General features: G+C 75.4%; 11 protein-coding genes. 7 read left to right on the forward strand and 4 right to left on the reverse strand.

What is annotated here, in order from left to right:
• Positions 1–53: 53 nt before the first annotated feature.
• On the reverse strand, positions 54–4874 hold the full coding sequence (locus N0B34_RS09335; protein WP_412175719.1) for a DUF3418 domain-containing protein: 4821 nt from the start codon (positions 4872–4874) through the stop codon (positions 54–56).
• Between the two features lie 55 nt (positions 4875–4929).
• Between N0B34_RS09335 and N0B34_RS09340 the strand changes: the two genes are divergently transcribed.
• The 4 genes from N0B34_RS09340 to N0B34_RS09355 all read left to right on the forward strand — a co-directional run bounded on the left by N0B34_RS09340 (position 4930) and on the right by N0B34_RS09355 (position 10346).
• Complete coding sequence (locus N0B34_RS09340; protein ID WP_263731101.1) at positions 4930–5412, forward strand: aminoacyl-tRNA deacylase; 483 nt, start codon at positions 4930–4932, stop codon at positions 5410–5412.
• 259 nt (positions 5413–5671) lie between these two features.
• Positions 5672–6022: an STAS domain-containing protein gene (locus N0B34_RS09345; RefSeq protein WP_263731103.1), complete on the forward strand. Its 351-nt coding sequence runs from the start codon at positions 5672–5674 to the stop codon at positions 6020–6022.
• A gap of 65 nt (positions 6023–6087) precedes the next feature.
• Positions 6088–7263: an exonuclease SbcCD subunit D gene (locus tag N0B34_RS09350; RefSeq protein ID WP_263731104.1), complete on the forward strand. Its 1176-nt coding sequence runs from the start codon at positions 6088–6090 to the stop codon at positions 7261–7263.
• Positions 7263–10346, forward strand: coding sequence for an AAA family ATPase (locus tag N0B34_RS09355; RefSeq protein WP_263731105.1), 3084 nt, complete (start codon positions 7263–7265; stop codon positions 10344–10346). Before N0B34_RS09350 ends, N0B34_RS09355 begins: the two co-directional genes overlap by 1 nt.
• A gap of 41 nt (positions 10347–10387) precedes the next feature.
• On the opposite strand, the gene N0B34_RS09360 is transcribed toward N0B34_RS09355, so the two are convergent.
• Positions 10388–10804 (reverse strand): hypothetical protein, encoded by a 417-nt coding sequence (locus N0B34_RS09360; protein ID WP_263731301.1) that lies wholly within the window; start codon positions 10802–10804, stop codon positions 10388–10390.
• Positions 10805–11041: 237 nt separating this feature from the next.
• Between N0B34_RS09360 and N0B34_RS09365 the strand changes: the two genes are divergently transcribed.
• The gene (locus tag N0B34_RS09365) at positions 11042–11740 is read left to right on the forward strand and encodes a DUF2993 domain-containing protein (RefSeq protein WP_263731106.1); all 699 of its coding nucleotides are present in this window, start codon (positions 11042–11044) and stop codon (positions 11738–11740) included.
• 30 nt (positions 11741–11770) lie between these two features.
• Here N0B34_RS09365 and N0B34_RS09370 read toward each other — a convergent pair whose 3' ends face one another.
• The gene (locus tag N0B34_RS09370; protein WP_263731108.1) at positions 11771–12487 is read right to left on the reverse strand and encodes an HNH endonuclease family protein; all 717 of its coding nucleotides are present in this window, start codon (positions 12485–12487) and stop codon (positions 11771–11773) included.
• A 131-nt stretch (positions 12488–12618) separates the two neighbouring features.
• Between N0B34_RS09370 and N0B34_RS09375 the strand changes: the two genes are divergently transcribed.
• Both N0B34_RS09375 and N0B34_RS09380 read left to right on the forward strand, forming a co-directional pair.
• Positions 12619–13197, forward strand: a complete 579-nt coding sequence (locus tag N0B34_RS09375; RefSeq protein ID WP_263731109.1) for a YdeI/OmpD-associated family protein — start codon at positions 12619–12621, stop codon at positions 13195–13197.
• An 80-nt stretch (positions 13198–13277) separates the two neighbouring features.
• Positions 13278–14012, forward strand: coding sequence for an MIP/aquaporin family protein (locus tag N0B34_RS09380; RefSeq protein WP_263731110.1), 735 nt, complete (start codon positions 13278–13280; stop codon positions 14010–14012).
• Positions 14013–14052: 40 nt separating this feature from the next.
• Here the strand turns inward: N0B34_RS09380 and N0B34_RS09385 are convergent, their stop codons facing one another.
• Positions 14053–14493 (reverse strand): nitroreductase family deazaflavin-dependent oxidoreductase, encoded by a 441-nt coding sequence (locus N0B34_RS09385; RefSeq protein WP_263731111.1) that lies wholly within the window; start codon positions 14491–14493, stop codon positions 14053–14055.
• Between the last annotated feature and the right edge of the window lie 29 nt (positions 14494–14522).

The raw sequence follows: 14522 nt of genomic DNA on the forward strand, positions 1-14522 counted from the left end.
GCAGACGAAGGGTGCGCGGGCGGTGCCGGGGCCGTGGGCGGCTGGGTGGTGGCTCAGGCGATCGCGGCGAGCGCCTTGCGGATGCGGGTGGTGGACACCGGGACCGGGGTGCCGAGCTGCTGGGCGAACAGGCTGACGCGCAGCTCCTCGATCATCCAGCGGACGTCGTCCAGCGCCGCTGCCCGGACCGCGTCCGGCGCACGGCCGGCGGTGCGCGCGACGGCGTCCCGGTACAGGGCCTGCACCTCCCGCACCTGCGCCGCCAGCGACTCGTCACGCTGCGGGTTCTCGGCCGCCTTGGTCAGCCGGTACGCGGCGGCGCGCAGGTAGCGCGTCAGCTGGGGCAGGCGGTCGGCCCCGATCTGCGCGACGAAGCCGTCGTGCACCAGCGCGTCCGTCTGGTCGCGGACGTCGCGGGCGGTGCCCAGCAGGGCGAGCGAGGACGACGAGCGGACAGCCGCCTGCACCTCCCGCCAGGCGGTGAGCATGGCGACGAGGTCGGCGACGAGCCGGTGCACCTCGTCCTCCAGGCGGTCGCGGACCATGGTGCGCAGGGCCGTGTACGCGGCGGCGTCGCGGACGGCGACCTCCGGCGCGGCACCGGCGGCCGTGGCAGCCAGGTGGCGGGTGACCAGCCGGTCGATCGCGGCCAGCTGCACGTCCGTGACCAGGGCGGCCGTGTCCGGGTACGGGGAGGCCGCGAGCGCCAGTGCCTGCGTGCCGGACCAGCGGGACGACACCCGGCCGGTCGCCAGGCCGACGTCGAGCAGCAGCAGGCGGCGCAGGCCGCGGCGGTGCTCGCCGGCAACCGCACCGGCGTCCGCGAGCAGCCGCACCCCGACGGACGGTGCCGCGCCGCGGGGACCCGGCAGCTCGACGAGCGACGGGTACGCCCGCACGACGACACCACCGACCGCCGTGGTCGACACCTGCTCCGGCAGCGACCCGGCCGGCTCGCCCGCGCGGGAGGGCAGCTCGGGCCACGTGCGGAGGCCGCTGCGCTCGAGGTCGCTGGTGGGCAGCGTGGCGGCCGACGACCCGTCCGTGGTGGTGCCGTCGGCGGTCACGGGCCCCGCCGCCGTGCGGATCGGCCCCTCGTGGCCCGCTCCGGTGGCGACCGTCGGGGCGCGGCCCGTGTCTGCGCGTCCGTCGGGCGCTCCCGCGGCGTCGGCCCCACGCCCGGTGTCCCGACCGCGCGTGCCCGCGCGGCCCCCGCTCGCCGCGTGCGCCTCGGCAAGTGCGGCCGCGACCGCGGTGCGGACGGCGGACGAGACCGCGTCCTGCGCGTCACCGGCAAGCCGCCGCTGCAGCGCCACCAGGTCCTTGCCCTCGTCGAGCACGCCGCCGCCGGCGTCGACCACGCGGAAGGTCATCCGCAGGTGCGCCGGCAGCTTCTCGTCGTCGAAGGCGTCGGACGGCACCTCCACGTCCCGCATCGCGCGCACGGCCTGCGCGAAGGCCTCGTGGAACGACGGCGCCGCATCGCCGGCCCGCACGGTGTCCTCCCAGGACGCGAGGTGCTCGTCCATCCAGGCGTCCACAGCCCGCGCCACGTCCGGGGCCGGCACGAGCTGCACCCGCACCGGCTTCGGCAGCGCGCGGATCGTCGCCGTGATCAGCTCGGCACGCAGGCCGGGCACCATCCAGTCGAACCCCTCCGGACGCAGCCGCGCGAGCGTGACCAGGGGGATGTGCACCGTCACGCCGTCGGCCTCGGTGCCGGGCTCGAACTGGTAGGTCAGCGGCATGCTGACGTCGCCCTGCGGCCACCGGGAGGGGAACGCCGACTCGTCGATCTGCTGCGCACCCGGCGCCACCAGCAGGTCGCGGGTGAACGCCAGCAGCTCCGGGTCGCGACGCCGGGCGCCCTTCCACCACGCGTCGAAGTGCCGTGCGGAGACCACGTCGTCCGGCACCCGCTCGTCGTAGAAGTCGAACAGCACGCCGTCGTCCACCACCAGGTCACGACGATGGGCGCGCGCCTCGAGCGCCTGCGCCTCGGCCAGGAGCCGGCGGTTCTCGTGGAAGAAGGTGTGGTGGGTGGTCCACTCGCCCTGCACCAGCGCGTGCCGGATGAACAGCTCCCGCGCCTGCTCACGGTCCACCGAGCCGAGCAGGATGCGCCGGTCGGTGACGATCGGCACGCCGTACAGCGTCACCTTCTCGGTGACCATCGCGGCGCCCTGCCGGGTGCTCCACGCCGGTTCGGAGTAGCTGCGCCGGACCAGGTGGCCGGCCAGCTCCTCGGCCCACTCGGGGCGGATCCGGGCGACGTCGCGCGCCCACAGGCGGGACGTCTCGACCAGCTCGGCGGCCATCACCCACGCCGGGGGTCGGCGGGCCAGGCCGGAGCCCGGGAAGATGGCGAACCGCGCGTTGCGGGCGCCGAGGTACTCGTTGCGCGGGCGCGGACGACCGCGGCCCTGCGGTGGTGCGTTGCGGCCCGAGCGGGCGGCGGGCGTGACCTCGGTGGCCTCCTGCATGCCGATCTGCGACAGCAGGCCGGCGAGGACCGCGAGGTGGATGCGGTCGCCGTCCCAGGCCCAGGTGGTGCGCTCGGCGAGGTCCTCGACGGCGGCGGACGACGAGCCCGAGCCCTCGCCGCCAGCCGCCGCCACTGTCGACCGACCGGCAGCCGCAGCCGCCACGTCCGCACCCGTGGCCGCCGGGCCGGCTGACGGCGTCTGCTCCGCGACGACGGCACCGGGTGGCAGCCGTCGGCCGCCGTCCCGCACCACGCCGCCGCGTCCCCGCGCGCCACGCCCGTCGCCACGGCCGTCCGCCGCGCCGCCCCGGCCGCCGGCGGGCACCCCGTCGCCCACCGGCCGGGGACCGCCGCGCGCGTCGATCCCCAGCGCCTTGACCATGTCCCGCAGCTGGGTGACCACGTCCTGCCACTCGCGGACCCGCAGGTAGTTGAGGTGCTCGGACCGCACCAGCCGCCGGAACGCCGAGCCGCTCAGCGCGTGCCGCTGCTCGCGCAGCCACTGCCACAGGTTGAGGTAGGTCAGCAGGTCGGACGACGGGTCGGCGAACCGCCGGTGCAGGGCGTCGGCCACCTCGCGCTGGTCGGCCGGACGCTCCCGCGGGTCCTGGATGGACAGAGCCGCCGCGATGACGACCACCTCGCGGGCCACGTCGCGCTTGCCCGCCTCGACGATCATCCGCGCCAGCCGCGGGTCGATCGGCAGCTGCGCGAGCGCGCGGCCGGTGTCGGTCAGCCGCGTGCCGCCCGGGCCGGTGGACAGCGCACCGAGCTCGGTCAGCAGGGCGACACCGTCCCGGACGGCGCGCACGTCCGGCGGGTCGACGAACGGGAACTGCGCCACCTCGTCGGGGGTGCGGACCACGCCGACGGCGATCATCTGCAGGATCACCGACGCCAGCGACGTGCGCAGGATCTCCGGCTCGGTGTACTCCGGCCGGGACGCCAGGTCGTCGGCCGAGTACAGCCGGATCGCGATGCCGGGGGCCACCCGCCCCGACCGGCCGGACCGCTGGTTGGCCGACGCCTGCGAGATCGGCTCGATCGGCAGCCGCTGCACCTTGGTCGCCTGCGAGTACCGCGAGATGCGGGCGGTGCCCGGGTCGACGACGTACCGCACGCCCGGCACCGTCAGCGACGTCTCGGCGACGTTGGTCGCCAGGATCACGCGGCGCTTGCCGTGCGGCTCGAACACCCGCCGCTGCTCGGCCGCGGACAGGCGCGCGTACAGCGGCAGCAGCTCGACGGCCTGCGGGTGCTGCGGGTCGGTCACGCGCGGGCCGAGCGCGCCGCGCAGCCCGTCCTCGGCGTCCCGGATCTCCCGCTCTCCGGAGAGGAAGACGAGCACGTCGCCCGGGCCGGCGGCCATCAGCTCGTCGACCGCCTCGGCGATGCCCGTGACCAGGTCCTTCGCCTCGGCGCGGGGACGCTTCGCGGCAGCCGCCGGCGAACCCTTGCCCCGGCCGGCACTGCGGCGGGCCGCCGCCCCGGCACCGGCACGCCTCGGCCGGCCGGGCGCGGTGCGGTCGTCCACACCCTCGTCGTCGTCCTCGTCGCCCGCCCCGAGCGCGGACTCCTCCGCCGCCCGGTCCGGCGAGAGCGGCCGGTACCGCAGCTCCACCGGGTACGTGCGCCCCGTGACCTCGACGATCGGCGCCGGCGTGCCGTCCGCGGCGGCGAAGTGCGACGCGAACCGCTCGGAGTCGATGGTCGCCGAGGTGATGACCAGCTTGAGGTCCGGCCGCTGCGGCAGCAGCCGCGTCAGGTAGCCGAGGATGAAGTCGATGTTGAGCGACCGCTCGTGGGCCTCGTCGACCACGATCGTGTCGTAGGCCAGCAGCTGCGGGTCGCGCTGGATCTGCGCCAGCAGGATGCCGTCGGTCATCACCTTGACGAGCGTGTGGTCGCTCGACTCGTCGGTGAACCGCACCTGGTAGCCGACCACGCCGCCCAGGGGCACGCCCAGCTCGTCGGCCACCCGTTCCGCGACCGTGCGGGCCGCGATCCGCCGCGGCTGCGTGTGCCCGATCTGCCCGGTCCGGCCCCGACCGAGCTCGAGCAGGATCTTGGGCAGCTGCGTCGTCTTCCCGCTGCCCGTCTCCCCCGCGACCACCACCACCTGGTGGTCCGCGATGGTCGCCGCGATCTCCGCCCGCCGGGCGCTGACCGGCAGCTCCTCCGGGTACGTGATCGGCGGCAGCTCCACCTGCGCGCGCAGGTGCGCCACGCGCTCGCGACGGCGGGCACCGCGCTGGTCGGGCCGGTTCCCCGGCGCGCCGTCCCCGTCGCCGTGACCGCGACCGCCCTGGTCCCCACGCCGGTCCGGACGCCCCGCGCCACGTCGGCGCGGACGCTCCGCACCGCGCTCTGGCTCGTCGGGACCGCTCACGACGGGCCATTCTCCCAGGCGGCACCCACGCACCGCCCGCGCATAACGTGGGCCCGTGGAGACGACAGAGGGCGAGCGGCGGGCGGTCGAGGCGTTGCAGGCGTCCGGCATCCCACACGTGGTGGCGCGGCACGGGCGGGTGTCGTCGCTGGCGGAGGCGGCCGCGGCCAGGGGCGTCGACCCGTCGCAGGTGATCAAGACGATCGTGGTGCGCCGTGGTGACGACGACTACCTGTTCGTCCTGGTCCCCGGCGACCGCACGATCGCCTGGCCACGGCTGCGCGAGCTGCTGGGCGTGAACCGGTTGTCGATGCCGGACGCGGCGGTCGCGCGGGACGTCACCGGGTACGAGCGCGGCACCATCACGCCGTTCGGCTCGTTGCACCCCTGGCCGGTGATCGCCGACGCGCGGGTGCACGGGCTGGTGTCGATCGGCGCCGGTGCGCACGGCGTCTCCGCGACGCTCGAGGCGTCCGAGCTGGTGCGGGTGCTGGGCGCGACGGTCGCGGACGTGACGGACCCGGCGCCTGAGGCGTGACCTGGGGTCGGCCCCGAGCTGACCCTTGACGGCACCTGTGAGGTGTGGACTTGACCTTCCGAGCAGCGTCCCGAGGTGCAATCATGGCGGCCGCATGACCGGGAGCGAACCTCCGGGAACCTGATGTCGGAGGTTCGCGTTCCACTGTGCGCCGGCGACACCCCCGTGTCGCCGGGGGATGACGAGGTCATCCGCAGGACGTACTGTCGTTGTCCCGGTCCACCGGCGTACCGGCAGCAGTAGGCACGAGGAGCAGCAAGTGAGCATCGACGAGCTGATCGACGACGGCCCGACGGACAGCATCCGCGTCGAGGTGGTGGACGGCAGCACGGTGGTGCACCTGGTCGGCGAGATCGACGCAGCCCTCCGGCAGCAGGCGAGCGACACGATGGGCCTGGCGCTGATGCACGGGCTGCCCGTGGTGATCGACGCGAACGGCCTGCGGTTCATCGACTCGTCGGGCATCGCCTTCGTGCTGCAGCTGCACATGGCCGCCGCCGAGGCCGGCATCCCGATGTCGCTGCGCGACTCCCGCGGTCTGCTGCGGGACCTGCTCTCGGTGGTCGGGCTCGGCGCCGTGATCCCGGACGAGGTCGTCAGCCCGCTCTGAGGCCCGCCGCTCGGCCGCCCGCGTGGGTGCCGAGCCGTGTCGGTGGCCGCGGCTACGGTCGCCGCATGCGGCTGCTGCACACCTCCGACTGGCACCTGGGCCGCACCCTGCACGGTGTCGACCTGCTGGACCACCAGGCGGCCGCCCTGGACCACCTGGTCGACGTGGTGCGGGCCGAGCGGGTGGACGCCCTGCTGGTCGCCGGTGACGTGTACGACCGGGCGATCCCGCCGGTCGAAGCGGTCACGCTGCTCTCGGACGCGCTCGCCCGGCTCTCCGAGCTGACCACCGTGGTGCTCACCTCCGGCAACCACGACTCCGCGACCCGCCTGGGGTTTGGTGCGGCGCTGATGCGGGAGAGGGTCCGGCTGCGCACGCGCGTGGCGACGCTGGCCGAGCCGGTGGAGGTCGCGGACGGACTGGTCTACGGGTTGCCGTACCTGGACCCGGACCTGACCCGGGGCGAGCTGGCGTCGGCCGACGAGGAGGACGGCGGTACGCCGGTGCTGCCGGCGCGCTCGCACGAGGCGGTGACCAGCGCCGCGATGCGGCGGGTGCGGGCGGACCTGGCGGGTCGTCGCGGTGGGGACCGGCGGCGGGCTGTGGTGATGGCGCACGCGTTCGTGGTCGGCGGTCAGCCGAGCGAGTCGGAGCGGGACATCCGGGTGGGCGGCGTCGACCAGGTGCCGGCCGGGGTGTTCGCGGGGATGGACTACGTGGCGCTGGGCCACCTGCACGGGCCGCAGAGGCTGTCCGGGGTCGACGGGACGGTGCTGCGGTACTCCGGCTCGCCGCTGGCGTACTCGTTCTCCGAGCAGCACCACACCAAGTCGTCGGTGCTGGTGGACCTGTCCGGCGCCGAGCCGGTGACCGAGCTGGTCCCGGCGCCGGTGCCGCGCCGGCTGGCGGACGTGACCGGCACCCTGGACCAGCTGCTCGGCGCGGGTGGTGACGCCCATGTGGACGACTGGGTCCGGGTGACCGTCACGGATGCCGCGCGGCCGCCGGAGCTGTTCCGACGGGTGCGTGAGCGGTTCCCGCACGCGCTGGTGGTGCAGCACGTCCCGGCCGACGGTGCGGCGCGCACCACCGCGTCCCGCGTGGTCACCGCCGCCGCCGACCCGCTCGAGGTGGTGGACGCCTTCGTCCGCCGCGTCACCGGCGCCGCACCCACCCCCGCCGAGGTGGCGGTGCTGCGGCGCGCGTACGAGGACGTCGCGGACGCGGAGCGGAGCGCCTGATGCACCTGCGCCGCCTCGTCCTGCAGGCCGTCGGCCCCTTCGCCGGCCGGCACACCATCGACCTCGCCGAGCTGGGTGCGTCCGGCCTGTTCCTGCTCGAGGGGCCGACGGGTGCGGGCAAGTCCACGCTGATCGACGCGATCGTGTTCGGCCTCTACGGCAAGGTCGCGTCCGACGAGGCGTCGGACGACCGGCTCCGTTCGGCGCACGCGGCGCCGGAGGTGGAGAGCCTGGTCGACCTCGTGCTCGAGGTGCCGTCCGGGGTGTTCCGCATCCGCCGGACACCCCAGTACGAGCGGCCCAAGCGCCGCGGCACGGGCACCACCACGCAGCAGGCGAGCGCCAAGCTGTGGCGGCTGCCGGCGGACGTTCCGTCGACGGCGACGGACGACGAGCTGGACGCGCTCGGCACCCCGATGGCGAACCGCCTCGACGAGGTCGGGGCCGAGGTGCTGCGGGCGATCGGCCTGGACCGCACCCAGTTCGTGCAGACCGTGGTGCTGCCGCAGGGGGAGTTCGCCCGGTTCCTGCGCGCCAAGCCGGAGGACCGGCGCGGGCTGCTGCAGAAGATCTTCGGCACCCAGGTGTACCAGCGGCTGGCCGATCGGCTGGTCGAGCTGCGCCGCGAGGCGGACCGGGCGGTGGAGGCGGCCCGCGGCGAGCTCGGCGAGGCGGTGGCGCACCTGGCGGGGGCGGCGCGGCTGGCCGAGGACGAGGCGGCGGCCCTGCGGGACGAGGTGACGGCCTCCGTGCTGGTGGACGAGGCGGCGGTCGCCGGGGTGGTGGCGGCTCGGGCACGGGCGCTCGAGGTGGATGCAGGGGCGGCGGCCGCGGCGCTGACAACCGCCGAGGCCGCGTGGCTGCAGGCGCGGGTGGCGGCAGAGGAGGCCCGGGCGACGGCCGAGCTGCTGGGCCGGCGGGAGCGGCTGCGGGCCGAGCGCACGGTGCTCGAGGGTCTGGCGGAGCGGCACGCGCACGACGTCGGACGGCTGGAGCAGGCCCGTCGGGCTGCGGCGGTGCGGCCGCTGCTGGTCGGCGACGAGGCCGCACGCGCGGCGCTCGAGGCGGCCGAGAAGGAGTGGGGCGCCGCGCTTGACGGTGCGCCGGTGGGGCTGGTGCCGGCCGGCGTCGGCGATGAGGTGGACGGTGGCGAGGGATCCGAGCAGCCGCTCGCCCAGCACCTGCGCGACGAGCAGCGCGCGGCGGTGGAGCACGCGGCCCAGCTGCAGCGACTCGTCGCAGTCGAGGAGGGGCTCACCGGGCGACGGCGTGACCTGCACCGGGCGTCGGAGCTGCTCGACGACCTCACGCAGGAGCTCGCGGTGCACGACGCGTGGCTGGCGGCACGGCCGGAGCAGCGCGCGACGCTGGTGGAGGGCCTGGACGCCGCCCGCGCGCTCGAAGCCCGCCGAGGCGAGCGCAGCGCGGCCCGCGACGCGGCGAGCACCACGCTGGACGCGGTGCTCGCGCTCGACGCCGCGCGCTCGGAGCTCGAGCGCGTCGAGGTCGATCGGGAGGATGCGGGCCGCACCGCCCTCTCGCTCGCCGATGCCGCCGCAGCCCTGCGCACGGCCCGGATCGCCGACCTGGCCGGATCGCTGGCCGCCGACCTGCGCGACGGCACACCGTGCCCGGTGTGCGGCTCACCGGACCACCCGGCGCCCGCCCTGCCGACGGCGGCGGGCCACGTGTCGGCGGAGGACGTGCAGGCTGCCGAGGATGCCTGCCGCCAGGCGGAGCGGCAGCTCGCCGGCCTCGCCGGACGTGCCGGTGAGCTGCGCGGCAACGTCACGGCACTGTCGGCACGGGTGGCCGGCACCGACCGGCAGTCCGCCGAGGCGGCCGTCGCACAGGCTCGGGCAGCGCTGCTGGAGTGCGACGCGGCGGCCGCGGACGTCGTCCGACTGACCGCCGAGCTGGACCGGTTCGACACCGAGACGCAGCGACGTCGGCAGCAGCGGGACGAGACGGCCGGCCGGCGCGCCATCGCGGAGGCGACGCTGCTCACCGACCGGGTCGCGCTCGACACGGCGGAGGCCGAGGTGGTGGCGGCACGGGCGGACCACCCGACGGTGGCCGCGCGGCACTCCGCGCTGGTGGAGCGTGCCGAGGCGGCACGTCAGCTGCTCGACGCGCTGGAGCTGCGGGGCGCCGCGCGGCGCACGGCGACCACCCGGGCGGAGGAGCTGGCGGAGGGTCTCGACGACGCCGGCTTCCCGGACGCCACGGCGGCGCGTGCCGCCCTGCTGCCCGCTGACCAGGTCGCGCCCCTCGACTCGCAGGTGACGGCCTACCGGTCGGACGTCGCCCGGGTCGCGGCAGCCCTCGACGCACCGGAGCTCGCCACGCTGCCCGACGACCTGGTGGTCGACGTGCCGGCCGCCACCGCGGCGGAGGCCGCCGCCCGGCAGCTCGCCGACACCGCGGGCGCGGCGGCGCAGGTGGCTGCCGAGCGGCTCGCCGCCGCGACCGCCGCCGGTGAGGTGGTCGTCCGCCGGGCGGCCACACTGACCGGCCGCATCGCCGAGGCGGCACCTGTGGCTCGGCTCGCGACCCTGGCCGGCGGTGCCGGGGACAACGCCCGGCGGCTCTCCCTGCAGACGTACGTGCTGATGAGCCGCTTCGAGGACGTCGTCGCCGCGGCCAACGAGCGGCTGCGCATCATGTCCGACGGCCGTTACGAGCTGGTGCGCTCCGACGAGCGGGAGGACGTGCGCGCGCGCACCACGGGGCTGGCGATGCGGGTGATCGACCACCTCACCGAGCAGCCGCGGGACCCGCGCACCCTGTCCGGCGGGGAGACGTTCTACGTCAGCCTCTGCCTGGCCCTCGGCATGGCGGACGTGGTGACCGCCGAGGCGGGCGGCATCGACCTCGGCACGCTGTTCGTCGACGAGGGCTTCGGCTCCCTCGACCCGCACGTGCTGGACCAGGTGCTCGCCGAGCTGGGTCGCCTGCGTGCCGGCGGCCGGGTGGTGGGCGTGGTGTCCCACGTCGAGGCGCTCAAGCAGTCGATCGCCGACCGCATCGAGGTGCGACCCCTGCCGGACGGCTCGAGCACGCTGACTGTCCGCGCCGGCTGACCGTCTGGCGCCGGCTCACCAGGTCCAGCCGCGGGACGTGCTCACCAGGTCCAGCCGCGGGACGCGAGCTCGACCTCCTCGCGGAACCGCTCCGCCGGATCCCCCTTGGCGTGCCGCTGCACCTCGACCCCCGCCAGCGAGCACGCCTCCGCGAGGAGCTCGTCGTACGCGAGCTGCGACGCGATGATCCGCTCCGCACGCGCGTAGACCGTCGGGTCCTCCTCGAGCGTCCGCACGTGGTTGGCCACCGCGCCCAGCCGCTCCTGCACGCGCAGCGCGAGGAACGGGTCCGGCGGCATCGCGTGCCGGTGCCGCAGCCGCAGCGCCACGCGCTCCAACCGGTCGGCCAGGCGCAGCCGCCACGCGGGAACGGGACGCCCGGACGGGATGGCCATCGCCAGCAGGCTGAAGAGCACCGCGGGGGCCACCGCCAACGTCAGCACCATCGCCCACACCATCGTGGTCACCCCAGTCCCGCTCGGCCGGTGCGGCTCGGGGACGACGCCTACGGCGCACCCCCCGGCCACCACCTCAAGCGTAAGAGCCCGCTGTGAGCAGCGCCACAGTCGACATGGACGGATGACCGGTTGAAGTCCGACGTGCCGAGGCCGCCTCCGGCGGGCACCGCGGGCCGGGGCGCCCTACCGTGGCACCGGACCGGCCGCCCGGCGGCCACGGCGACGAGAGGCGGACGTGTGCGCAGGCTGCTCGGGACGGTGCTGGTGCTCGTCGTGCTCGCCGTCGTGCTGGTGGTGGGCGACCGGGTGGCCAAGGGGGTGGCCGAGCAGCGGATCGCCACGTCGGTGTCGCAGGCGGTGACGGTGTCCGGCAGCCCGCAGGTGACCATCCACGAGCAGACGCCGTTCCTGCTGCAGCTGGTCCAGGGTCGGGTGCGGACGGTCGACGTGGCGCTCGCCGGTGCCCAGCTGCAGGGCCTCACCGCCTCGGACGTGCACGTCAGCGCCCAGGACGTCGCGGTGGCCTCACCGCATCGCGCACGGCACGTCAGCGCCGACGGTGTGCTGCCGACATCCACCGTGCAGCAGGTGGTGGCGCAGCGCACCGGCCTGGACGTGACGCTGAGCGTCGACGGTGCGGCGATGAAGGCGACCGGCAAGGTGCTGGGGCTGGATCTCGCCGTGGACCTGACGCCGCGGGTGGACGCGGGGCGGCTGCTGGTCGACGCCACCAAGGTGACGCTCGGCGGCCGGGCGGTCCCGACGACGGCCCTGCCGGTGGCCCTGCGCCAGGGGCTCACCGGGTTGCAGGTGCCGGTGAACGGGCTGCCGCAGGGTCTGGCGCTCACGTCCGCGGAGGTGGTCCCGGCGGGGGTGCACGTGACGCTGAGCGGCGACGACGTGGCCGCACCGGCCGGGGCGACGGCGACCCCCTGAGACCCGCCGGACAGTGAGCTCACCAAGGCGTCACGGCCGGCGCGCCACGACGCACCGGTCGAGCTGGTGGTCGATCGCGTCGCGCTCGGCGGGGGTGACCGACAGGCCGTACGCCGCCTTCACCAGCACCTGCAGCATCACGTACACGCACCGGTAGCCGTGCTCGGGCGGGAGCCAGGTGGCGGCGTCGCCGTCGCCCTTGTCCTGGTTGGTGCGCCCGTCGACCGCGAGCAGGTTGGCCGGGTCGTTGGCGAGCTGTTCCCGGCGGCTCGCCGGCCACGACTGCGCGCCGGTGCGCCAGGCGTCGGAGAGCGCCACGAGGTGGTCGATCTGCACGGCCGTCGACCCCGCGCCGCGCTCGAACCGGACCACCGAGCCGGTGTACGGGTCCGCCAGCGTCCCCGACAGGACCACGCAGTCGGACGTCCCCGGCTTGAGCGTCACGTCGGTGAGGTCCCGACGCAGCACGTCGTTGCGGGTGTCGCAGCCGTTGCGGTCCACGTCGGCCCACGCCTGGCCGAACTGCTCGCGCGTGTACCCGGACGACGACGACGCGGGCCGCACCGGCAGCGTGGCGAGCGCCGCCCGTGCCGCGGCGAGGTCCTCGGCGGTGACCGGGTACCGCGCGGCGGACCGGGCATCGCTCCACACGGGCGCGCCGGCGCCGAACCCGCCGCACACCGCCAGCACCGCGGTCCAGACGACCACCCGTCGCGGCACCGGGCACGGCGCCGGCCGACGGATCATCCGGTGACTCTCGTCCGCGCGTCCGTCCGAGGGCCCGCAGGGTCGCCGCAGCGGGGTCCTCGGGCCACTGACCAGGGCTGTTGTCGCGCCGGCTCTTCTCGGCTGTCGGTGGTCGGCGCGAGGATGCGCGCATGGCCGGTATGAAGGACGCGCCGCGCGTCACCGTCAGCTCCGCGGCGCAGCTGCGCGCCTGGCTCGTCGAGAACCACGCCTCGTCGTCCGGCGTCTGGCTGGTGCGGCCGCGGCCCGGCCCCGACCGCGACGCCCCGAGCTACGACGAGCTGATCGAGGAGCTGCTCGCGTTCGGCTGGATCGACGGCCAGTACGCACCGATCGACGCAGACACCTCGATGCTGTGGATCACCCACCGCAAGCCGCGCAGCGGCTGGTCGCGCCTCTCCAAGGAGCGGGTGGCCCGCGTGCAGGCGGCCGGCCGCATGACGCCAGCCGGTGCGGCGGTGATCGAGGCGGCGCAGGCCGACGGGTCCTGGGCGCTGCTCGACGACGTCGAGGCGCTCGTCGTGCCGCCCGATCTGGAGGCCGCGCTCGCCGCGCGCCCGGGCGCACGCGAGCACTGGGACGGGTTCGGTCCGGGGGCGCGCAAGGTGGTGCTCACCTGGATCGTGACGGCACGACGTCCGGACACCCGCGCGGCCCGGGTGGAGGAGGCGGCCCGCTCCGCCGAGCAGGGCGTCCCGGCGCGGCGCTGACGGCGCCCGGCCCTCGCCCCGCACGTCGCCCGCACGCACTTCGCCCGCACCGCCGATCCGCGTTCTGCCACGCTGTCGCCATGGGCGACTACTCGCTGTGGACCCGGCTGGTCGCCGAGTTCCTCGGCACGGCGATCCTGATCATCCTGGGCAACGGCTCGGTGGCGAACGTGCACCTCACGGGATCGAAGGGGTACCGCGCCGGCTGGAGCCTGATCGCCATGGGCTACGGGTTCGGGGTGATGGTCCCGGCCCTGATGTTCGGCAAGGTGAGCGGCAACCACATCAACCCGGCGTTCACGCTCGGCCTGGCGGTGTGGGGGCTGTTCCCGTGGTCGCAGGTGCCGGCCTACATCGGCGCGCAGCTGCTCGGCGCGATGGCCGGGCAGCTGGCCATCGTCGCCACGCACAAGCCGTACTACGACCGCACCACCGACCCGGACGACATCCTGGGGACGTTCTCCACGATCAACGCGGTGCGCAGCCGGTCCAACGGGTTCGCCAACGAGCTGCTCGGCTCGTTCGTGCTGTTCTTCTGCGCCCTGGCGATCGTCAAGTCGCCGTTCGCGACGAACGAGCCGGGCGTGTCCCACATGGCGCTCGGGTTCCTCGTCTGGGCGCTGGTCGCCGGGCTGGGCGGCCCGACGGGCCCGGCGCTGAACCCGGCGCGTGACCTCGGCCCGCGCATCGTGCACCAGCTGCTGCCGCTGAAGCACAAGGGCAGCTCCGACTGGGGCTACGCCTGGGTGCCGGTGGTGGCGCCGATCGTGGCCGGCGTGATCGGCGTGGGCGCGTGGAAGGCGCTCCTGGGCTGAGTCCGGCACCGGCCGGCCGGCGCCCGACCGCCCGGGAGAGTCAGTCGTCCGACGTCGGGACCAGGACGAACACCGGGATCTGCCGGTCCGTCCGCTTCTGGTACTCGGCGTAGTCCGGGAAGGCCTGCACCGCCCGCGCCCACCACTCCTCCCGCTCGGCACCGGACGCCTCGTGCGCCAGGTAGGTAGCGCGGTGGGCGCCGTCCTGCAGCTGCACCTCCGGGTGCTTCACCAGGTTGTGGTACCAGCGGGGGTGGTGCGGCGCACCGCCCTTCGAGGCGACCACCGCGTAACGGCCGTTGTGCTCGACCTTCATGACGGGGGTCTTGTGGACGGCTCCCGTGCGGGCGCCGGTGTTGGTGACGACGACGATGGGCAGGCCCTTCATCGTGTTGCCCTCACGGCCATCGGTCCTCTCGTAGAGGGCGGCCTGGCGGGCGGCAGGAGTGTCGATCATGCGGTGGATGTCCTCGTCTGCCATGGGTCAACGCTGCACCTCCGGGGGGTCCG

Origin of the sequence: Cellulomonas sp. SG140, from assembly GCF_025770785.1 — a bacterium.
Taxonomy (GTDB): Bacteria; Actinomycetota; Actinomycetes; order Actinomycetales; family Cellulomonadaceae; genus Cellulomonas.